Genomic DNA, 19,229 nt, shown 5'->3' with positions numbered 1-19,229 from the left:
CCAGATGATCCGCAAACTCCTTCTGACCACCGCCTTTGCCCTCCTGGCCCTGCCCGCCGCAGCGCGCGAGAATTACGCGATCCTGATCGCCGCGAACGATTATCAGAACCTCGACGAACGCTGGTGGCTGAAAGGCCCGCGCAACGACGTCGACCTGGTGGCCACCTACCTTACCACCGAGGCCCCGGTGCCCTTCGCGCCCGAAAACGTCACCGTCCTGACCGACGGCACCGAAGGCGCGCAGCCCGCCACCCTTGCTGCCATCCGCGAAGCTTTCGCCAAGGTCGCGGCCGAGGCACAGCCGGGCGATTTCGTCTATCTGCACTTCTCGGGCCACGGCACCCAGGCGCCCGCCACCAACGATGACACCGAACTTGACGGCCTGGACGAATTGTTCCTGCCGGTCGACATCGGCAAATGGAACGATGGCGTCGGCACGGTGCAGAATGCGCTGGTCGATGACGAGATCGGCCAGATGATCGACGCCATCCGCGCCAAGGGCGCCGATGTCTGGGTGGTGTTTGACAGCTGCCACTCCGGCACCGCCACCCGCGCCGTGGAAGCGGATGACGAAGTGCGCACCCGCCAGCTTGACCCCTCGGTTCTGGGCATGGACCCGGCGGCGATGGAAGACGTCGCCAGCCGCAGCATCGGCGAGGACGATCCCCGCGCCACGACCCCCGAAGAAATGGCCGACACTGCCCCCGCCGGCGAGGGCCTGGGCAGCTTCGTCGCCTTCTACGCCGCGCAGACCAACGAGGTGACCCCCGAAAAGAACATGCCCAAGGGCAAACCCGGCCGCAAACCGCACGGCGTCTTCACCTACACCCTGTTCGAAACCCTCGCCGAATACCCCAGCGCCACCTACGGCCAGCTCGGCCAGGAAATCCTGCGCAAGTACTCGGTGACCAGCATCGCCAAGACCACGCCGCTGTTCGAGGGCGACCTCGACGCCGTGGCCTTCGCCGGCGCGGAAGGCGGTCGCGTCGCGCAATGGCCCGCCGAGGCCACCGAAGCCGGCCTGACCATCCCCGCGGGCGAGCTTCACGGCCTGTCGCAAGGCGCCGTGCTGGCGGTCATGGCCACCGCCGCCGACGCCACCGAAAACGCGTTGGGCTATGTCGAGATCACATCCATCGACACCTTCACCGCCACCGCGACGGCCATCGAACAGGACGGCAAGGTGCTGCCCGCCGACCTGCCCAAGGGCCTGTATCTTCGCAAGCTGGACGACGCGCTTGATTTCACCCTGACCGTGGCGCTGCCCGAACCCGGCACCGCCCCCGCCGACGCCCTGCTGGCGGCCCTCGAAGACCTCAAGGCCGAAGCCGGCCCGCGGCTGAACTTCGTCGCCGCCGGCGCCGAGGCCGACCTGCGGCTCGCGGTCATCCCCGACAGCCCCCGCCCCGATGCGATCTGGGTGCTGCCCTCGACCGGCCTGGCCGATGACCTGACCACCACGCCCTCGGTCGGCACCGAAGGCAAGGACGGCGCCACCCTGGCGCTGACCCTGGCCGACACCCTGGCCCATATGTCCAAGGCGCTGAACCTGATGAAACTGGGCGGCGCCATCGGCGCGGGCGAGATGGATGTCGAGGTCGAGATGCTGACCCGCAGCGCCGAAACCCCCGAGTTGACGCCGCTGCCGCTGTCGCCCGTGCCCACCCTGATCTCGAACGACGAGGTGCATGTGCTGGCCAAGAACCACATGGACGTGCCGGTCGACGTCAACGTCCTCTACATCGGCGCCGATTATTCCATCACCCACTGGGCCGCCGAACGCCTGCAGCCGGGGGATGAGCTGAAAAAGGGCCTGTTCGCCATCGGCGGTCAGGTGATGGGCCAGGAACGGATGATCGTCATCATCACCCCGGCAAAACCGCAAAGCCCGGTCGAGAACCTCGGCTACCTGGCGCAGGACGCGCTGGAAACCAGCCGCGGCCTTGCCGGCTCGGCCTTCGGCGACGCCCTGACCGAGGCCGGCTTCGGCGAAACCACCCGCGGCGCCGTGGCCCTTTCCGGCCCCGAAGAAGACACCGGCCCGGCACCGATGATCCTGCAACTGGAACTGCGGACCAAGGCGGTCGACTGACGTCGTCCCCCAGTCTTCTGCCTTTCATCTGTCCTCAAATATCCCGGGGGTCAGGGGGCAGCGCCCCCTGCCTGAGGAGGAGCCCGAAAGGGCGACGACGAGGCAAATGGCATGCGGCGCCCTTCGCGCCGCTCCGCTGTTTCACCCCGGTGCCGGAATCACCTTGCCGGGGTTCATCACGCCCTTCGGGTCCAGCGCGGCCTTGACCGCCCGCATCACGTCCAGCGCCACCGGGTCCTTGCGCCGCCGCATCGACGGCAGCTTCGACAGCCCGATCCCGTGCTCGGCGCTGAAACTGCCGCCCAGGGCCTGCACCACGTCCTCGACCGCATCCATCACCGCATCCTTCAGCGCCGGGTCGTTGCGCGTGGGGAACACGGTGAAATGCAGGTTCCCGTCGCCCAGGTGGGCCACGGTCAGTTGCCGGCACCCCGGATCCAGCACGTCCAGCCGGGCCTCGGCAGCGCGCAGGAAAGCCTCGACCCGGTCCAGCGGCAGGCAGACGTCGGTATCCACCGCCGGCTCCATCCCCACGGCGATCTGCGCCGCCGCCTCGCGCCGCGCCCACATCACCGCGCGCTGCTCCTCGTTCCGCGCCAGCACCGCGTCGTCGATCAGCCCGGCCGCCAGCATCTCGGCCAGCACGCCCTCCAGCAGCGCCACCAGCGGCACCGCGCCATCGGGGCCGGGCCGCGCCTCGGTCTCGACCGTGGTCGCCGCCTCGATCAGGATCGTCACCTCGGGGATATGCCCGAAGGGCAGCCCCAGGTCGGGCCGCACCTCGGCCAGCCGTCGCGAATAATTCGCCGGCATGAACTCGAAGGCCTCGACCCGCCCGCCCGTCGCCGCCTGCATCCGGTTCAGCAGGTCCAGCGCCTGCGGCAGGCCCCTGGCCGAGACCATCGCCGTGGCATGCGCCAGCGGCAGCGGCACCAGCTTCATCACCGCCGCGGTGATGATTCCCAGCGTCCCCTCGGCACCGATGAAAAGCTGTTTCAGATCGTAACCCGAGTTGTCCTTGTGCAACTCGCTCATCAGGTTCAGCACCCGGCCATCGGCCAGCACCACCTCCAGCCCCAGGCACAGCCCCCGCGTGGACCCATAGCGCAGCACGTTCGACCCGCCCGCGTTGGTCGACAGCACGCCGCCCAGCATGGCCGACCCGCGCGCCCCGAACCACAGCGGGAAATACAACCCCGCCGCCTCGGCCGCCTCGTGCAGGCGCTGCAGCACAACGCCCGCCTCGGCGATCACCAGCCGCGCCGCCGGGCGCACCTCGCGGATGCGGTTCATCCGCTCAAGGCTGACCATCAGCCCGCCCACCGACATCGTGCCGCCGACCAGCCCGGTGTTGCCGCCGATCGGCACCACCGGCACGCCCGCCGCCGCGGCTGCCCGCACACAGGCCGCGACCTCGGCGGTCGATCCCGGCCGCACCACCGCCAGCGGCGATCCGTGATACTTGCCCATCCAGTCGCGCACATGGGCCGCCGTCTCGGCGCCGGTCAGCACGTTGCCTGCGCCCACCGCCGCCACCAGTTCGTCCAGAATTGCCATCGCCCGCAGTCCGCCGTTTCCCCCCAAGACCCTAGCGAAGCCGCCCTGCAGGGGCCAGAGGACTTGACTCCGGCGCCGCAGCCGTCAGAAACTTAGACTCTTTGCTAACCGAAAGGCAGCACCCATGCTCCGCCCCCTTGTCCTTTCGGCCCTGCTGGCCCTGTCTCCCCTGCCCGCCACCGCGCAAGACGACCTTGGCACCCCGCCCGCCGGCACCTACCGGCTGGACCTTGCCCATGGCCGGCTGATCTTCAAGGTCAACCACCTGGGCTTTTCCACCTATATCGGCCTCTTCACCCGCTTCGACGCCACCCTGCAATTCGACCCCGACGCCCCCGGAACCATGTCGGTCACCGCCAGCATCGACGCGGCATCGTTGGAAACCCACTACCCGGACCCCGCCTACGACTTCAACGCCCAGCTCACCGGCCCCGACTTCCTCGACGCCGGGCAATTCCCGCAGATCGCCTTCGCCTCGACCGCCGTCACCCTGACCGGCGCCACCACGGCCGATGTGACCGGCGACCTCACCCTTCACGGCGTGACCCGGCCGGTGACGATCAGCGTCACCTACAACGGCGGCTGGGGCCACATGCCGCTTGACCCCGGCGGCGCACGGGCGGGCTTCTCGGCAACCGGCACGCTGAACCGCTCCGACTTCGGCATCGCCTTCGGCATCCCCGCACCGGGCACCACGATGGGCGTCAGCGACCGGGTCGATTTCGAGATCGAGACCGAATTCTCCAACCCCGACGCGCCGAGGCCGGCCCCCTGAGGCGCTTCAGGTTCCCGCCTGTGCCACCAGTTCCAGCACCTTAGGCCCCAGCGCCTTGACGATCTCGGTCACGCCCGCGCGGCTGGGGTGAATGCCGTCGTCCTGCAGCCAGGGCGCCAGGCTGGCCGGATCGGCCGGATCTGCCCCCGCCGCCGCCAGCCCGGCAAAGAAATCGTCCAGCAAGAGCGCCCCGTAGGCCCCCGCCAACTCGGGATACATCGCGTCGAACGTGGCCTTATACTCCGGCCCCCAGTTCGCCGGCGCCTTCATCCCCACCAGCAGCACCGCCAGCCCGCGGTCCTTTGCGGCCTGCAGGATGCTTTCTAGGTTCGCCCGCGCCTCCTCAGGCGGCAGCCCGCGCAGCATGTCGTTGCCGCCCAGCGTCACGATCAGCGCATCCGCCTCGGGCGTCAGCGCCCAGTCCAGCCGCGCGCGGCCCCCCGCCGTGGTGTCGCCGGACACCCCCGCATTCACCACCACCGCATCCGACCCCTGCGCCGCCAGCCAGCCCTGCAACTGCGGCACCAGCCCCTCGCCCTCGGGCAGCCCGTAACCCGCCGTCAGGCTGTCGCCCAGCGCCACCACCGTCACCGGTTCCGCCGCCACCGGCGCGCCCGCCAGAAAGATCAACGCAATCGTGACATTGCGCAGCCGTCGCATTGCGCCATATCCCATCTGACCCGCCCCTTGCAGGACCGCCCGCATGACCGACCCCGTCCTCTCCCTGACCGACGCCAGGCTGACCCTGCCCGGAAACGCCGGCCCGGTCGAGATCTTGCGCGGCATCACGCTCAACATCCAGCGCGGCGAAACCGTCGGTCTGGTCGGCCCTTCGGGATCAGGCAAATCGTCACTCCTCATGCTCATGGCGGGGCTTGAACGCGCCACCGGCGGCCAGGTCCGCGCCCTGGGGCAAGACCTGACCGCGCTGGACGAAGACGCCCTCGCGCGCTTCCGTCGTGGCAATATGGGGGTGGTGTTCCAATCCTTCCACCTGATCCCGACCATGACCGCGCTGGAAAACGTCGCCATCCCGCTGGAACTGGCCGGCGCGCCCGACGCCTTCCCGCGGGCCGAAGCTGAACTGGCCGCCGTCGGCCTTGCCCACCGCATCGACCATTACCCCAGCCAGTTGTCGGGCGGAGAGCAGCAGCGCGTCGCCCTGGCCCGCGCCGCAGCCCCCCGCCCGGCGCTGTTTCTGGCCGATGAACCCACCGGCAACCTCGACGCCACCAACGGCGCCGCGATCATGGACCTTCTCTTCAGCCTGCGCGACCGCCACGGCGCGACCCTTGTCCTGGTCACCCACGACGCCGACCTTGCCCGCCGCTGTGACCGCATCATCCGCCTTGCCGACGGCCGCCTTGCCACCGCCGACCTCAAGGCGGCGGAATGAGCCTCGCCCTCACCATCGCCCGGCGCGAACTTCGCGGCGGCCTTGCCGGCTTTCGCATCTTCCTCGCCTGCCTTGCCCTGGGCGTTGCCGCCATCGCCGGCGTCGGCACCCTGCGGTCGGGCATCCAGTCCGGCCTGGCCGACCAGGGTGCCATCATCCTGGGCGGTGATGCCGAGATGCGCTTCACCTACCGCTTCGCCACCGAACTCGAACGCGCGTTCATGGCCGAAATCGCCACCGCGCAATCGGAAATCGTCGACTTCCGCTCGATGGCGCTGACCGAAACCGACCAGGCCCTGACCCAGGTCAAGGCGGTCGACGCCGCCTACCCGCTGACCGGCACCATCCCCCTTGACCCGGCGATCCCCCTCGCCGAAGCCCTCGCCACGGAAAACGGCCTTCCCGGCGCCGTCATGGACCCGGTCCTGATCGAACGCCTTTCCCTCACCCCCGGCGACACCTTCCGCCTTGGCACGCAAACCTTCCGCCTCACCGCCGCCATCCTCCGCGAACCTGACGCGGGTTCCGCCGCCTTCTCCCTTGGCCCGCGCACCCTTGTCCGCACCGAAGCGCTGGCCACCTCGGGCCTCATCGCCCCCGGCTCGCTGTACGAGACGAACTACCGCCTCCTCCTGCCGCCCGGCGCCGACCTCGCCGCCCTGGAAGCGCAAGCAAAGGCGCAGTTCCGCGATACCGGCCTGCGCTGGACCGACAGCCGCAACGCCGCCCCGGGGATCGAGCGTTTCGTCGACCGCATGGGCGCCTTCCTCGTCCTCGTCGGGCTTGCCGGCCTTGCGGTGGGCGGCGTCGGCATCTCGGCCGCCGTCCGCGCCTACCTGGACGGCAAGACCGCCACCATCGCCACGCTGAAAACCCTTGGCGCGCCCGGCGGGCTGATCTTCCGCACCTACCTGATCCAGATCGGCGCCCTGACCGCCCTTGGCATCGCCCTCGGCCTCGCCCTTGGCGCCGGCGCCCCCCTTCTGGCCGCCCCGCTGATCGAGGCGTCCCTCCCCTTCCCCGCCGAAATCGCCCTCTCCCCCCGCGCATTGGTCGAGGCTGCCGTCTACGGCGCCCTGACCGCGCTGATCTTCACCCTGCTGCCGCTGGCCCGCACCGAACGCATCCGCGCCGCCGCCCTGTACCGCGGCGGCACCGGCACCCGCGCCTGGCCCCGGGCCCGCTGGCTGGTGGCCCTTGCGGCCCTGACCGCCGCCCTGATCGGCGGCGCCGCCTGGGCCTCGGGCATGGCGAAACTGACCCTCGGCGCCGCTGCCGGCGTGCTGGGCGCCCTTGCCGTGCTGGCGCTGGCCTCGGGCGCGCTGCGCTTCGCCGCCCGCCGCCTCGCCCGCTCGCCCCTCGCCCGCGGCCGCGTCGCCACCCGCGCCGCGTTGTCGGCCATCGGCGCCCCGCGCTCCGATGCGCTGCCGGTGATCCTGTCGCTGGGCCTTGGCCTTTCGGTCCTGGCCGCCGTCGGCCAGATCGATTCGAACCTGCGCGCCGCGATCGACCGCGACCTGCCGCCGCGCGCCCCGGCCTTCTTCTTCGTCGACATCCAGCCCGACCAGATCGACCCGTTCCTCGCGCTGATGACCGGCAACCCCGAAGTCACAAAGACCGAAAGCGCGCCGATGCTGCGCGGGCTGATCACCCAGATCAACGGCCGCCCCGCCAAGGACGTCGCCGGCGACCACTGGGTCGTGCGCGGCGACCGCGGCATCACCTATGCCGCCGCCCCGCCCGAGGGCACCAAGATCACCGCCGGCACCTTCTGGGCGCCCGATTACGCCGGCCCGCCCCAGGTCAGCTTTGCCGCCGAAGAGGCCGCCGAGATCGGCCTGCTCCTGGGCGACACCGTCACCGTCAACATTCTGGGCCGCGACATCACCGCCACCCTCACCTCGTTCCGCGAGGTCGACTTTTCCAGCGCAGGGATGGGTTTCGTGATGACCCTGAACCCCGCCGCCGTGTCGGGCGCGCCGCACACCCACATCGCCACCGTCTACGCGCCGCCCAGCGAAGAGGCGCGAATCCTCAAGGCCGTCACCCAGACCTGGCCCAACGTCACCGCAATTCGCATCCGCGAGGCGATCGACCGCGTGTCCGAAGCCCTTGCCGCCATCGCCACCGCCACCGCCTGGGCCGCCGCCGGCACCCTAATCACAGGCTTTGCCGTGCTGATCGGCGCGGCAGCGGCGGGCGAACGCGCCCGCGCCTACGAATCGGCCATCCTGAAGACACTCGGCGCCCCGCGCAGCCGCATCCTGGCCAGCTTCGCCCTGCGCTCGGCGCTCCTGGGCGCCGCCGCCGGCCTGGTGGCCGTGCTTGCCGGGGGCCTGGCCGGCTGGGCCGTCATGCGCTTCGTGATGGAGGTGGACTACCGGTTCGAACCCGTCTCGGCCGCCGCCATCGTGCTGGGCGGCATCCTGGCCACCCTGCTGTCAGGCCTGGCCTTCGCCGCCCGTCCGCTGTCGGTGCGTCCCGCGCAAATCCTGCGGTCGCAGGATTAGCGCCCGACCAGGAATCCCTTGGGCGCCCGCGCCAGCAATTCCTCGGCCAGCGCCACGCCGATCTCGGCCGCATCCGACGCCAGACCACGGCGTTCCCCGGCAATGCACTCACTGCCATCCGGCCGCAGGATCTCGCCCCGCATCCACAGCTGATCGCCCTCCAGCACCGCCAGCCCGGCAATCGGCGTCTCGCAAGACCCGTCCAGCCGTCGCAGATAGGCCCGCTCGGCCGCAAGACGGATGCCGGTGTCGCGGTCATGGATCGCATCCAGCATCGCCTTGACGCGCGGATCGTCCAGCCGCCGCTCGACCCCGATGGCGCCCTGCGCCACTGCCGGCAGCATCTCGTCCGGCTCGGTCGCCGACCGCGCGACATCCGCCATGCCCAGCCGCTTCAGCCCCGCCATCGCCAGGAAGGTGGCATCCGCCACCCCCTCCTGCAGCTTCTTCATCCGGGTCTGCACATTGCCACGGAACTCGACCAGCTTCAGGTCGGGCCGCCGCAAGGCCAGCTGCGACCGCCGTCGCAAGCTGGACGACCCCACCGTCGCCCCCTGCGGCAAATCAGCCAGCCGCGCATACTTGGCGCTGACAAAGGCGTCGCGGGTATCCTCGCGCGGCAGGTAGCAATCCAGGATCAGCCCCTCGGGCTGCTCCGTCGGCATGTCCTTCATCGAATGCACCGCGATGTCGATGCCGCCATCCAGCAGCGCCTCCTCGATCTCGCGGGTGAACAGGCCCTTGCCGCCGATGTCCTTGAGCGCCTTGTCAAGAATCTGGTCGCCGGTGACTTTGATCACGCAGATCTCGAAGGCCGCCTCGGGCAGGCCGAACGCCGCCATCAGGCAGCGCCGCGTCTCATGCGCCTGCCACAGGGCCAAGGGCGAGCCACGGGTTCCGATCTTGAGGGGTTCTTGCGGGGTGGGCAGGTTCTGGATCATGGGCGCAAGCCTTACAACTGTCATCTTTGCCTGACAACTCTTGACAAGCCATGGGCAAGGTCGGAAGGCAAGGCGACAAAGGAGCCCTGCCATGACCGACAAGACCATCCTTCGTGCCCTGCGCGGCGAGACCCTTCCGACGCCGCCGATCTGGATGATGCGTCAGGCCGGCCGCTACCTGCCGGAATACCGCGCCACCCGGGCGCAGGCGGGCGATTTCCTCTCGCTCTGCTACACCCCCGACCTTGCCGCCGAGGTCACGCTGCAGCCGATCCGCCGCTACGGCTTTGACGCCGCGATCCTGTTCGCCGACATCCTGCTCTTGCCGCAGGCGCTGGGTCCGAAGCTGTGGTTCGAAACCGGCGAAGGCCCGCGGATGGAAACCACCACCACCATGGATCAGGTCAAGGCGCTGAAGCCGACCTCCGAAATCCACGAAACGCTGTCGCCGATCTATGAAACCGTGCGCATCCTGGCCCGCGACCTGCCGCGCGAGACCACGCTGATCGGCTTTGCCGGGTCGCCCTGGACCATCGCCACCTACATGATCGCCGGCCGCGGGTCCAAGGACCAGGCCGCCGCGCATCGCCTGAAGGACACCGACCGCGCCACCTTCCAGGCCATCATCGACCGGGTGACCGAGGCAACGGTCGAATACCTCTCGGCCCAAGTGCAGGCCGGGGCCGAAGTGATCAAGCTGTTCGACAGCTGGGCCGGTTCGCTGAAAGGCCAGGATTTCCAGGACTTTGCCGTGAAGCCCGCGGCTGAGATCATCTCGGCCCTCAAGGCGAGACACCCCGGCCTGCCGATCATCGCCTTCCCGCGTGAGGCGGGTGATGGCTACATCGGCTTTGCCAGGGCGACCGGCGCCGATTGCGTGGCGATCGACAATTCCGTCACCCCGGAATGGGCCGCCGCGAACGTGCAGAAGGACGGCTGCGTGCAGGGCAACCTGGCGCCGGAACACATGGTGACCGGCGGCGAGGCGCTGGTGCGCGAAACCCTTCGCGTGGTCAACGCCTTCCGCAAGGGCCCGCACATTTTCAACCTCGGCCACGGCATCACCCCCGAAGCCGACCCCGAGAACGTCACCCTGATGATCGAGACGGTGCGCAACGCCTGATGCCGGGGAACCGGAATTCGAAGTCGAATTCCGTGCACGATTTCCGAATTCGGAAATCGCTTCCCCGGCCGGCCGCGTGATGCTGCCGCTCTGGGTCTGGGCCAGCCTCGTCGGCGCGCTTGCCCAGACCGGGCGCAACGCCACCCAGAAGGGCCTGACTGCCCGCCTCGGCACCCTTGGCGCCACCAACGTCCGCTTCCTGTTCGGCCTGCCCTTCGCCTGCGGCTTTCTGACGCTCGCCCTCTGGCAGACCGGCGAAGCCCTTCCCGCCCTGCCGCCGCGCGCCCTTGGCTTCACCCTGATGGGCGCGCTGATGCAGATCGCCGGCACCGCGCTGATGCTGCAGGTCATGCGATCCCAGGCCTTCGGCACCACCACCGCCTGGCTCAAGGTGGAACCCGTCCTGGTGGCCTTCGTCGGCTGGGCCTTGCTGGGCGACCCGCTGACTCTGCCGATGCTGGGCGCCATCGCGGTCGCCGTCCTCGGCGTGCTTGTCCTGAGCCTGAAACCCGGCCTCGGCCGCGCGATGTTCGCCGAAACCGGCCCGGCCGCGATGGGCCTCCTCTCCGGCCTTGCCTTCGGCCTGTCGGCCATCGGCTTTCGCGGCGGCATCGTGTCGCTGCCCGAGGGCAGCTTCCTGATCCGCGCGTTGACCATCCTTGTGCTGTCGCTGACGATCCAGACCCTGACCCTGGCCCTCTGGCTGGCCTTCAAGGACCGCAAGGCCCTGACCGGCGCCCTCTCCGCGTGGCGCCCTTCGCTGGCCGCGGGCTTCCTTGGCGCCTTCGCCTCGGCCTGCTGGTTCATCGCCTTTTCGCTGACCTCGGCGGCCAACGTCCGCACCCTGGCGCTGGTCGAGGTGATCTTCGCCGTCGCCGTCTCGGCTCTGGTCTTCGGCCAGCGCACGACGTCCCGACAACTGCTGGGCATGGTCGTCCTGCTGGCCGGGGTCGCCCTTCTCCTGCGCGTCTCGCCCTGACTCAGCCCCGAAACCGCGACCCCAGCATCCCGCGCAGGGCCGCCAGCGCCGGACCGGCATCCTCGCAGTCCGGCCCGATCCGTACCGCCACCGCCGCGGCCCAGCCGAAGGCCGCCACCTTGTCCGGGCGCAGGGTGATCTCAAGGCCCCCGGGCCCTGCCTCGACCGCCGCCACCGCATCTTCCGCGCCAAAGGCTTCGTCGCTCACCTCGAACCAGACCGGCCCGCCGCCCAGCGGCTGGCGGAACAGCACATAGCCCTCGTCGGCCTCCTCACCCTCGGCAAAGCCCACGAACAACAGGCCCTCGTCCTCGACAACCGAGCCATAGGCGGCGTTTATGGTGATGTCTGCCATGGTCCGATTCCCCTGAGTCGCGGCAGTTGTTGACGCCTCCCTTGCGGCCGCAACAGCCCGACGCCTGCCATAAGTCAGCCCTGCGTGGTGCAAACCCGGGTCATACCCGAAATTCCTTGCGGCCCCAAAGGATTGACCTGGCGCACGCCGGTCACGGCCATTTCGCCACCGGCGGCAGGCTCATCAGCACCGCATTCGCGTCGTGGCCGGTCTCCAGCCCGAACTTGGTGCCCCGGTCGTAGACCAGATTGTACTCGGCATAGAGGCCGCGGTGCACCAGCTGCGCCTCGCGGTCGGCCTCGCTCCACGGCGTGCCAAGCCGGCGCTCGGTCACCGGCAGGAACGCCGGCAGGAAGGCACTGCCGACGGCCTGGGTAAAGGCAAAGTCGGCCTCCCAATCTCCGGTGTTCAGGTCATCATAGAAGATGCCCCCCACCCCCCGCGCCCGGCCCCGGTGCGGCACGAAGAAATACTCGTCCGCCCAGGCCTTGAAGCGGGGGTAATAGTCCGGCGAATGGGCATCGCAGGCGGCCTGCATCTCGGCGTGAAAGGCCGCGGTATCCTCGGCGTACTCCAGACAGGGGTTCAGGTCCGACCCGCCGCCGAACCACCAGGCGCCCGGGGTCCAGAACATCCGGGTGTTCATGTGAACGGCCGGGCAATGGGGGTTAACCATATGAGCCACAAGCGAAATTCCACTGGCCCAGAAGCGCGGGTCATCGGCCATGCCGGGCACGCCGCGCGCCGCCATCGCCCTTTGCGCCCGCTCACCCAGGCTGCCGTGAACCGCCGACCAGTTGACGCCGACCTTCTCGAACACCCGGCCGCCGCGCATCACCGACATGATCCCGCCGCCGCCGCCCTCGGCCCTTGTGGTGGGCGTCACCTCGAACCGGCCCGCCGCGCCGGGGCCGTCGAAGCGGTCCTCCAGACCCTCGAACGCCGCCACGATGCGGTCGCGCAACTCCTTGAACCAGGCCGCCGCGCGGGCCTTTCGGTCGTCCATGTCGTCACTCATCGGCTGGCCCCTTCCCCCCGGCTGGCCCCCTTGCCTAGCAAACCCGGCTGCGGCTTCCAACCGCTTTGGCATATCGTTCGCAAAGGTTTACCCTGACCGCAGTCCTAGGCATCCCGGATTCCCGATCATGAAGCGCCTGTCCTTTCCCGTCCTCGCCCTGCTGGTTGCCTGCGGCACCCCGCAAGAGCAGTGCATCGCCCGCGTCACCCGCGACCTGCGCACCGTGGACAAGCTGATCGCCGAGGCCGAAGGCAACCTCGCCCGAGGCTATGCCTATGAGGAATATACCGTTTCCTTCCCGGTGTTCGAACCCTGCCTGCGCCCTGGCAAGCCCACGCCCGAGAACCCCTCCCCGCCGCCCGTCGCCGGCACCTGCCGCGACACGCGCGAAGAGACCCTGACCCGGCCAAAGGCGATCGACCTCGCGGCCGAAGCCAGGACGCTTGACCAGCTCAAGGCCAAGCGGCGCCAACTGGCGCGCGCGTCCGAACCGGGCATCGCGCAATGCCGGGCAGAGTTTCCCGAGTAGGCCCTAGAACGCCGGGGCGGCGACCACGTCCAGCAAAGCCCGCCCGCCATCCACCGTCAGCACCTGCCCGGTGACAAAGCGCGAGGCGTCGGCGGCCAGGTATTGCACCGTCTCGGCCAGTTCGTCCGGCCCGGCGATGCGGCCCATCGGCGTGCCGGCCTCGATCCGGGCGCGATACTCGGGCTCTTCCTTCAGGGCGGTCTGCAGGCTGGCGCTCATCACGCTGCCAAAGGAAACCGCATTGACCCGAATGCCCTGCGGCGCCAGCACCACGGCAAGCGTCCGCGTCATCTGCTCGATGGCCGCCGCGGCCATGGAATAGGCCAAGAGCCGCGGCTGCACCCGGCAGGACGCAATGGACGACAGGTTGATGATCGAGCCGATCGGCATCCCCGGCTCGACGCCGCTGCGTTCGGCGGTCTGGATCATCCGCTTCGCCGTCATCTGCGTCATGCGCAGCGCGGTCAGCACGTTCTGCTGCCACATCGCCTCGACCCCGTCCTCGTCGGGGTTCATCGCATCGGCCCGCACCACCCGGCGGCTGGCGTTCACCAGGATGTCGACCCTGTCGAAGGCGTCATGGGTGGCCGACAACAGGTTGGCGATCGTCAGCTTCTGGGTCAGGTCGCCCGCGAACATCCGCACCGGACCTTCCGAGCGCGCCTCGTCACCCACTTCGGCGTCAAGCCGGGTCTCGTCAATGTCCGCGAACATCACGCTGGCGCCCTTGTCGACCAGGTGCCGGGCAATGGCCAGGCCCAGACCATTGGCAGCGCCGGTCACGATGGCGGTCTTGCCGGATACGGTAAAGCTCATGAGAACTCCGAAAGGGGGGGTCAGCGGGCCGGGCGCTTCGGCGCCGCGGCGCGGATCAGGCGAAAGGCGGCATCGCCGCCAATGTCTTCGACCATGAGGAAGTGCTCCTTCAGGGCGGCATCATAGGGCAGGTGCCGGTTGGCCACCAGCCACAGCGCGCCATCGGGGGCCAGCATCCGCCGGGCAGCGGCAATGAAGGCCGCGCCCAGGCCAGGGTCGGCGGCCCGGGTGGTATGGAAGGGCGGGTTGCAGACCACCGTTTCCACAAGGGATTCGGGCCGGAAGGTGGTGGCGTCGGCCCAGTGGAAGCGGGCGCGCGGGTCGGGCAGGTTCTCGCGGGCGCAGGCCAGCGCGTCGGCCTCGGCCTCGACCACATCCAGCCGCTTGACGCCCTCGCGCGACAGCACCGCATGCGACAGGTAGCCCCAGCCGGCGCCCAGGTCCACCACCTTGGGGCCCAGCTTGGCCGGCAGGGCGGCTGCCAGCAGAGCCGAGCCGCGGTCCGGCCCGTCGGCCGAGAACACCCCGGGCCGGGTGACAAAGCCGCCCTCGACCGTGCGGGGCTGTGCTGCCCAATCCTCAAGCCCCGGACCGGCCGGGAACACCGCCAGCTTGCCATGTGCCTTGGACAGCGCCGGACCCAGCGCCACGCGCGCCCGCAAATCCTTGATCGCGCTGTCGATTCCGTCGTGCTTCTGGCCGTCCACGACAACCGGGCCGCCCGGCACCACCTCGGCCGCCGCCTGCGCCAGCAGCGCGCGGGCGTGGTCGCGCGACCGCGGCAGGCAGACCATCGCGGCGGCATAGGGCGGCGCGGGGTCCACCGCATGGCCGCGGGCCTTCAAAGCCTCGTGGTCGGGCAGGAACCCGGTCAGCACCACCACCCGGTCCTGCGGCAGGGCGCCAAGGTCATCGCCCGCCTGCGGGCGGTAAACGGCAATCCGCCCCTCGGGCGGCAATACCAGGGCGCCGTCTTGCAGCGCCATTTCCAACCGGGCAGATCGCATGGGCAGGCGCCGCGCGCCCTAATCCTTTTCCATGGTGCATTGCAGCGGATGCTGGTGGCGGCGCGCGAAATCCATCACCTGCGCCACCTTGGTTTCCGCCACCTCGAAGCTGAACACGCCCACCACCGCCAGGCCCTTCTTGTGCACCGTCAGCATGATGTCGAAGGCCTGCGCATGGCTCATCCCGAAGAACCGTTCCAGCACATGCACGACGAACTCCATCGGCGTGTAGTCGTCGTTCAGCAGCATCACCTTGTACATCGGCGGGCGCTGCGTCTTGGTCTTCGGCTTGGTCAACACGCGCGTGTCGTTGCCGCCATCCCGCCCGGGGCCATCCGGCTTGTCGGACAGGGTGTGGGGGCGATGCAACACTGTGAGCAGCTCCGTCTGAGGGATTCGGCGCGCGAGGAAGATAACGGAAATATAGCGGTTTTCGCCCAAACGAAAAGAGGGCGGGATTGCGCCGGTTCCGGTCCCGATGCACAGAAGTGTCAACAAGGGGCCGCACATGATCACCACCATCGGATTCGATGCCGACGACACGCTCTGGCAGAACGAGGCCTACTTCCGGCTGACCCAGGATCGTTTCGCCGACCTGCTGGCCCCCTATGCCGCGCCGGACCACCTGCATGACCGCCTGCTGGCCGCCGAGCGCCGCAACATCGGCGCCTACGGCTTTGGCGTGAAGGGCTTCACCCTGTCGATGATCGAAACCGCCATCGAAGTGACCGAAGGCCGCGTGCCGGCCGCCGTGATCTCGGAACTGCTGGGCGCCGGTCGGGCGATGCTGGACCACCCGGTCGAACTGATCGACGGCGCGCAGGCAACGGTCGCGGCGCTGGCCGGGGCGTTCCGGCTGGTTCTGGTGACCAAGGGCGACCTGTTGCACCAGGAACGCAAGCTGGCGCAATCGGGCCTGGGGGACCTGTTCGACGCGGTCGAGATCGTCTCGGACAAGACCGCCGAGACCTATGCCCGGGTCTTCGCACGCCATGGCAGCGGGCCGGCACAGGCGCTGATGGTCGGCAATTCGCTCAAGTCCGACGTCTTGCCGCCGATCGAGGCCGGCGGCTTCGGCGTCTATGTGCCGCATGGCCTGACCTGGGCGCTCGAGGCCGCGGACGAACCGGTGGGCCATCCGCGCTATGCCCGGCTGGACAGCCTGACCGGCCTGCCGGGGCATCTGGCAGCATTGGCAGGATAGCGCCGCGCAGCCGACCGGGGCCGGCGGACAAGCGACCGCGCAGATCTTGGCCAGGCCCGGCACCTTGCCCTAGGGGTAGCGGTGCGCGCATGTTTTCCCGCAACATCTTTGCCCCGGCAAAGGCCGGGTGAAGCTTCCCAGCCACAAGGTGAGGAATTCCCCCAAAGCCTTTGGAAAATCCGGGTTTTCTGTCACGGACCACTGTGCTAGCGTGATCGACGGCAGAAATGAGGTCCCGCAAAGGGGCCCGACACAGGCAAAGGGATAGGCGACGTGGTATCGCTGGTCGGGCGGGCAATCCGCATCCTTTCGTTCGTCCTTGCGCTTTTTGCGGCCATCCTGGCCGCGCCGGCGCAGTCTGCGCCCTATGCCGCCATCGTGATGGATGCGCGCACCGGCGAGACGCTCTACGAGAAAAACGCCGACACGCGTCTGCATCCGGCCTCGCTGACCAAGATGATGACGCTCTACATCGCCTTTCAGGAAATCGAGGCGGGCCGGCTGTCGCTGGACACCAAGGTGACCATCTCGAAGAATGCCGCCGCGCAGCCGCCCTCCCGGTTGGGCCTCAAGGCCGGGCAGAAGATCGCCATGCGCTACCTGATCCGCGCCGCGGCGGTGAAGTCCGCCAACGATGCGGCGACCGCCATCGGCGAACACATCAGCGGCTCGCAGGCCGGTTTCGCCAAGCGGATGACCAAGACCGCCCGCGCGCTGGGGATGAAGAACACCACCTTCAAGAACCCGAACGGCCTGACCGCCGAGGGCCATCTTTCGACCGCGCGCGACATGACCGTCCTGGGGCGGCACCTGTTCTACGACTTCCCGCAGTATTACAACATCTTCTCGCGCCGCACCGCAGATGCCGGGATCGCCACCGTCACCAACACCAACTCGCGCTTTCTGGACAGCTACGAAGGCGCCGACGGCATCAAGACCGGCTACACCGTCGCCGCGGGTTTCAACCTGACCGCCTCGGCGCAACGCGGCAACAAGCGCATCATCGCTACCGTCTTCGGCGGCACCTCGACCGCGGCCCGCAACGTCAAGATGGCGGAACTGATGGACATGGGCTTCGGCATTGCCAAGGGCAACGTGCGCGAAAAGCGGCCCGAGGCGGCGCCGGTGCCGGATGACGCGCTGGTCGCCTCGGCCGCCCCCGAGATCGACGAGCCGAACGTCGAAGGCGGCGCGGCGAAGACCATCCGCGTCTCGGGCGAGGTGATCCGGTCGCCACGACCGAAGGCGCGGCCCACCGGTGGCGCCGTCGATCCCGCCGGGGTCGAGGCCGCCGTGGCCGTTGCCGCCGCCGAAGAGCCGCAGCCCGAGGTTCCCGATGCCATGGCGCTGGCCATCGCCGCAGGCGTGGAAAGCGCGCTGGCCGAGGCAACCGCAGCCCCCGAGGGCACGCTGGACGCCCAGGCGCAGGATCTGGCCGAAGCGGCCGAAGCCGCGCCCGATGCAGATCAGCCGCTGGCCGTGGTAGAGACGGCGCCCGCGGCCGAGGGCACCCTGGAGGCCCAGGCCCTGGCGCTGGCCGATGGCGCCATCCCGGCCGAGACACCGGCTCCGGAACAGGCCCTGGCCGATGCCACGCTGGACGCCCAGGCGCTGGCCCTTGCCGAAGCGCCCGCCGACCCGTTGCTGGCCGAAGCCCGGCCGCAGCCCCGCCCCGAAGCCATGGTCCCCGCGCCCGCCACCCCGCCCGATTCCGAAGTCGCTGCAGTCGCGCCGGTTCTGGAGGAGGTGTCCGTGCCCGTCGAGCCTGCCGTCGAGCCCGCCGTCCAGCCCGACCCGGTGGCGACCGATCTGGCGGCAGCGCCGCCGGCACCGGCCGAACCCGCGCTTGGCCAAGTGACCGCCGTCGAATCCGTCCTCGCCGAGGCCCCCGATGCAGCCCAAGCCGCTCCGGCCCCGGTCACCCGCAAGGCGCCGATCTTCGACCCGGTCGAAATGGCCGAGGCGGCACCTGCCGAATCCGCCGCGCAGGAAGACCTTGTGGTGATCGCCAAGTCCACCTCGGGCGGCAGCCACTGGGGCGTCTCCGTCGGCGCCTATTCGTCGCGCGCCGAGGCCGAACGGGCGCTGATGAAGACCGGCCTGGCCGAAAGCGCCACCCTGAACGGCGGGCTGAAGAAGATCATCCAGAAGGGCGGGGCCTTCCGCGCCTCGTTCCTGGGGCTGACCGAAGACCAGGCCAACCTTGCCTGCCGCCGTCTGCACGCGCGCGGCATGGATTGCGAAACCATGGGCCCCGGCTGATGCGGTTCGTCCTGCCCCCGCCCGCACCCGCCTCGGTTGCGGTCGAGGGCACCGAGGCCCGCTTTGCCGTCCGCCGCATCTTCTGTGTCGGCCGCAACTACGCCGAACATGCCCGCGAATTCGGCAACGACCCCGACCGCGATCCGCCGTTCTTCTTCACCAAACCCGCCGATGCCGTGGTGGATAGCGGCACGCGCGTCCCCTACCCGCCCGCCACTGCCGAGCTGCATTACGAGGCGGAACTGGTGGTCGCTCTCGGGCCGGGCGGATCGGTCTGGGGCTGTGCCGCCGGCAATGACCTGACGCGGCGCGACCTGCAGGCCGAGGCCAAGGCGATGCGCCGGCCCTGGGACATGGCCAAGGCCTTCGACGCCTCGGCCGTGGTCGGCCCCTTGCGCCCCGGCCCGCTGCCGCAGGGCCGCATCTGCGGCGTCCTGAACGGCACGCCCCGGCAACAGGCGCAGCTTTCCGACATGATCTGGTCGGTGCCCGAGATCATCGCCCACCTGTCAAGGCTGGTCACGCTGGCGCCGGGCGACCTGCTCTTCACCGGCACCCCGGCCGGCGTCGGCGCGCTGGTGCGGGGCGACCGCTTCACGGTGGAAATCGACGGCCTTGCCCCGGCGGTGGTGACCATCGGCTGACCGCAGAACCGGAATTCGAAG

Annotated in this window: 18 protein-coding genes; 10 read left to right on the top strand and 8 right to left on the bottom strand. The window is 69.5% G+C overall.

All coding sequences use genetic code 11. The features are described 5' to 3' along the window. The first annotated feature begins 4 nt into the window (after positions 1-4). Positions 5-2,092 (top strand): caspase family protein, encoded by a 2,088-nt coding sequence (locus LHP98_RS15835; protein ID WP_227253514.1) that lies wholly within the window; start codon positions 5-7, stop codon positions 2,090-2,092. Between the two features lie 141 nt (positions 2,093-2,233). Here LHP98_RS15835 and LHP98_RS15830 read toward each other — a convergent pair whose 3' ends face one another. Then, positions 2,234-3,649 (bottom strand): FAD-binding oxidoreductase, encoded by a 1,416-nt coding sequence (locus LHP98_RS15830; RefSeq protein WP_227253513.1) that lies wholly within the window; start codon positions 3,647-3,649, stop codon positions 2,234-2,236. Between the two features lie 124 nt (positions 3,650-3,773). Between LHP98_RS15830 and LHP98_RS15825 the strand changes: the two genes are divergently transcribed. Next, a complete protein-coding gene (locus LHP98_RS15825) occupies positions 3,774-4,424 on the top strand; it encodes a YceI family protein (protein ID WP_227253512.1) in 651 nt (216 codons plus the stop codon). 6 nt (positions 4,425-4,430) lie between these two features. Here LHP98_RS15825 and LHP98_RS15820 read toward each other — a convergent pair whose 3' ends face one another. Next, complete coding sequence (locus LHP98_RS15820; RefSeq protein ID WP_227253511.1) at positions 4,431-5,099, bottom strand: arylesterase; 669 nt, start codon at positions 5,097-5,099, stop codon at positions 4,431-4,433. A 28-nt stretch (positions 5,100-5,127) separates the two neighbouring features. Between LHP98_RS15820 and LHP98_RS15815 the strand changes: the two genes are divergently transcribed. Beyond that, a complete protein-coding gene (locus tag LHP98_RS15815; protein ID WP_227253510.1) occupies positions 5,128-5,820 on the top strand; it encodes an ABC transporter ATP-binding protein in 693 nt (230 codons plus the stop codon). Next, on the top strand, positions 5,817-8,330 hold the full coding sequence (locus tag LHP98_RS15810) for an ABC transporter permease (protein ID WP_227253509.1): 2,514 nt from the start codon (positions 5,817-5,819) through the stop codon (positions 8,328-8,330). Before LHP98_RS15815 ends, LHP98_RS15810 begins: the two co-directional genes overlap by 4 nt. Here the strand turns inward: LHP98_RS15810 and hemC are convergent. Continuing rightward, entirely contained in the window at positions 8,327-9,271 is a 945-nt protein-coding gene (gene hemC / locus LHP98_RS15805; protein WP_227253508.1) for a hydroxymethylbilane synthase, read from the bottom strand. The genes LHP98_RS15810 and hemC overlap by 4 nt on opposite strands. Positions 9,272-9,362: 91 nt before the next feature. Between hemC and hemE the strand changes: the two genes are divergently transcribed. Together hemE and LHP98_RS15795 are read left to right on the top strand one after the other, a co-directional pair. Beyond that, complete coding sequence (gene hemE / locus LHP98_RS15800) at positions 9,363-10,394, top strand: uroporphyrinogen decarboxylase (RefSeq protein ID WP_227253507.1); 1,032 nt, start codon at positions 9,363-9,365, stop codon at positions 10,392-10,394. A gap of 79 nt (positions 10,395-10,473) precedes the next feature. Continuing rightward, positions 10,474-11,373, top strand: coding sequence for a DMT family transporter (locus LHP98_RS15795; protein ID WP_227253577.1), 900 nt, complete (start codon positions 10,474-10,476; stop codon positions 11,371-11,373). A gap of 1 nt (position 11,374) precedes the next feature. Here LHP98_RS15795 and LHP98_RS15790 read toward each other — a convergent pair whose 3' ends face one another. Beyond that, positions 11,375-11,728 (bottom strand): hypothetical protein, encoded by a 354-nt coding sequence (locus LHP98_RS15790; protein ID WP_227253506.1) that lies wholly within the window; start codon positions 11,726-11,728, stop codon positions 11,375-11,377. 151 nt (positions 11,729-11,879) lie between these two features. Beyond that, the gene (hemF, locus tag LHP98_RS15785; protein ID WP_227253505.1) at positions 11,880-12,746 is read right to left on the bottom strand and encodes an oxygen-dependent coproporphyrinogen oxidase; all 867 of its coding nucleotides are present in this window, start codon (positions 12,744-12,746) and stop codon (positions 11,880-11,882) included. 127 nt (positions 12,747-12,873) lie between these two features. On the opposite strand from hemF, the gene LHP98_RS15780 reads away from it, so the two are divergent. Further along, positions 12,874-13,275, top strand: a complete 402-nt coding sequence (locus tag LHP98_RS15780; RefSeq protein ID WP_227253504.1) for a hypothetical protein — start codon at positions 12,874-12,876, stop codon at positions 13,273-13,275. A 3-nt stretch (positions 13,276-13,278) separates the two neighbouring features. Here the strand turns inward: LHP98_RS15780 and LHP98_RS15775 are convergent, their stop codons facing one another. Genes LHP98_RS15775 through clpS form a run of 3 tightly spaced genes read right to left on the bottom strand, consistent with a single transcriptional unit; the run spans position 13,279 to position 15,449 of the window. Next, positions 13,279-14,091, bottom strand: a complete 813-nt coding sequence (locus LHP98_RS15775) for an SDR family NAD(P)-dependent oxidoreductase (protein WP_227253503.1) — start codon at positions 14,089-14,091, stop codon at positions 13,279-13,281. Between the two features lie 20 nt (positions 14,092-14,111). Further along, the gene (locus tag LHP98_RS15770) at positions 14,112-15,098 is read right to left on the bottom strand and encodes a class I SAM-dependent methyltransferase (RefSeq protein ID WP_227253502.1); all 987 of its coding nucleotides are present in this window, start codon (positions 15,096-15,098) and stop codon (positions 14,112-14,114) included. Positions 15,099-15,116: 18 nt separating this feature from the next. After that, positions 15,117-15,449, bottom strand: a complete 333-nt coding sequence (gene clpS / locus LHP98_RS15765) for an ATP-dependent Clp protease adapter ClpS (protein ID WP_227253576.1) — start codon at positions 15,447-15,449, stop codon at positions 15,117-15,119. Between the two features lie 157 nt (positions 15,450-15,606). On the opposite strand from clpS, the gene LHP98_RS15760 reads away from it, so the two are divergent. The 3 genes from LHP98_RS15760 (at position 15,607) to LHP98_RS15750 (ending at position 19,208) form a co-directional block, all read left to right on the top strand. Beyond that, positions 15,607-16,302 (top strand): HAD family hydrolase, encoded by a 696-nt coding sequence (locus LHP98_RS15760; protein ID WP_227253501.1) that lies wholly within the window; start codon positions 15,607-15,609, stop codon positions 16,300-16,302. Positions 16,303-16,575: 273 nt separating this feature from the next. Beyond that, entirely contained in the window at positions 16,576-18,564 is a 1,989-nt protein-coding gene (locus LHP98_RS15755; RefSeq protein WP_227253500.1) for a D-alanyl-D-alanine carboxypeptidase family protein, read from the top strand. Next, complete coding sequence (locus LHP98_RS15750) at positions 18,564-19,208, top strand: fumarylacetoacetate hydrolase family protein (RefSeq protein ID WP_227253499.1); 645 nt, start codon at positions 18,564-18,566, stop codon at positions 19,206-19,208. The genes LHP98_RS15755 and LHP98_RS15750 overlap by 1 nt, the downstream gene beginning before the upstream one ends. Positions 19,209-19,229 lie beyond the last annotated feature (21 nt).

The sequence above is a fragment of the Rhodobacter sp. Har01 genome, from assembly GCF_020564565.1.
Lineage (GTDB): Bacteria > Pseudomonadota > Alphaproteobacteria > Rhodobacterales > Rhodobacteraceae > Pseudogemmobacter.
The sequence above is the reverse complement of the archived record's forward strand: the minus strand, read 5'-3'. Positions and strand labels throughout refer to the sequence as shown.

What these genes read in the sequence shown, in the direction of transcription:
- LHP98_RS15835 (WP_227253514.1), top strand. Translation starts at nt 5, where the DNA reads ATGATCCGCAAACTCCTTCTGACCACCGCCTTTGCCCTCCTGGCCCTG.
- LHP98_RS15830 (WP_227253513.1), bottom strand. Translation starts at nt 3,649, where the DNA reads ATGGCAATTCTGGACGAACTGGTGGCGGCGGTGGGCGCAGGCAACGTG.
- LHP98_RS15825 (WP_227253512.1), top strand. Translation starts at nt 3,774, where the DNA reads ATGCTCCGCCCCCTTGTCCTTTCGGCCCTGCTGGCCCTGTCTCCCCTG.
- LHP98_RS15820 (WP_227253511.1), bottom strand. Translation starts at nt 5,099, where the DNA reads ATGGGATATGGCGCAATGCGACGGCTGCGCAATGTCACGATTGCGTTG.
- LHP98_RS15815 (WP_227253510.1), top strand. Translation starts at nt 5,128, where the DNA reads ATGACCGACCCCGTCCTCTCCCTGACCGACGCCAGGCTGACCCTGCCC.
- LHP98_RS15810 (WP_227253509.1), top strand. Translation starts at nt 5,817, where the DNA reads ATGAGCCTCGCCCTCACCATCGCCCGGCGCGAACTTCGCGGCGGCCTT.
- hemC (WP_227253508.1), bottom strand. Translation starts at nt 9,271, where the DNA reads ATGATCCAGAACCTGCCCACCCCGCAAGAACCCCTCAAGATCGGAACC.
- hemE (WP_227253507.1), top strand. Translation starts at nt 9,363, where the DNA reads ATGACCGACAAGACCATCCTTCGTGCCCTGCGCGGCGAGACCCTTCCG.
- LHP98_RS15795 (WP_227253577.1), top strand. Translation starts at nt 10,474, where the DNA reads ATGCTGCCGCTCTGGGTCTGGGCCAGCCTCGTCGGCGCGCTTGCCCAG.
- LHP98_RS15790 (WP_227253506.1), bottom strand. Translation starts at nt 11,728, where the DNA reads ATGGCAGACATCACCATAAACGCCGCCTATGGCTCGGTTGTCGAGGAC.
- hemF (WP_227253505.1), bottom strand. Translation starts at nt 12,746, where the DNA reads ATGAGTGACGACATGGACGACCGAAAGGCCCGCGCGGCGGCCTGGTTC.
- LHP98_RS15780 (WP_227253504.1), top strand. Translation starts at nt 12,874, where the DNA reads ATGAAGCGCCTGTCCTTTCCCGTCCTCGCCCTGCTGGTTGCCTGCGGC.
- LHP98_RS15775 (WP_227253503.1), bottom strand. Translation starts at nt 14,091, where the DNA reads ATGAGCTTTACCGTATCCGGCAAGACCGCCATCGTGACCGGCGCTGCC.
- LHP98_RS15770 (WP_227253502.1), bottom strand. Translation starts at nt 15,098, where the DNA reads ATGCGATCTGCCCGGTTGGAAATGGCGCTGCAAGACGGCGCCCTGGTA.
- LHP98_RS15760 (WP_227253501.1), top strand. Translation starts at nt 15,607, where the DNA reads ATGATCACCACCATCGGATTCGATGCCGACGACACGCTCTGGCAGAAC.
- LHP98_RS15750 (WP_227253499.1), top strand. Translation starts at nt 18,564, where the DNA reads ATGCGGTTCGTCCTGCCCCCGCCCGCACCCGCCTCGGTTGCGGTCGAG.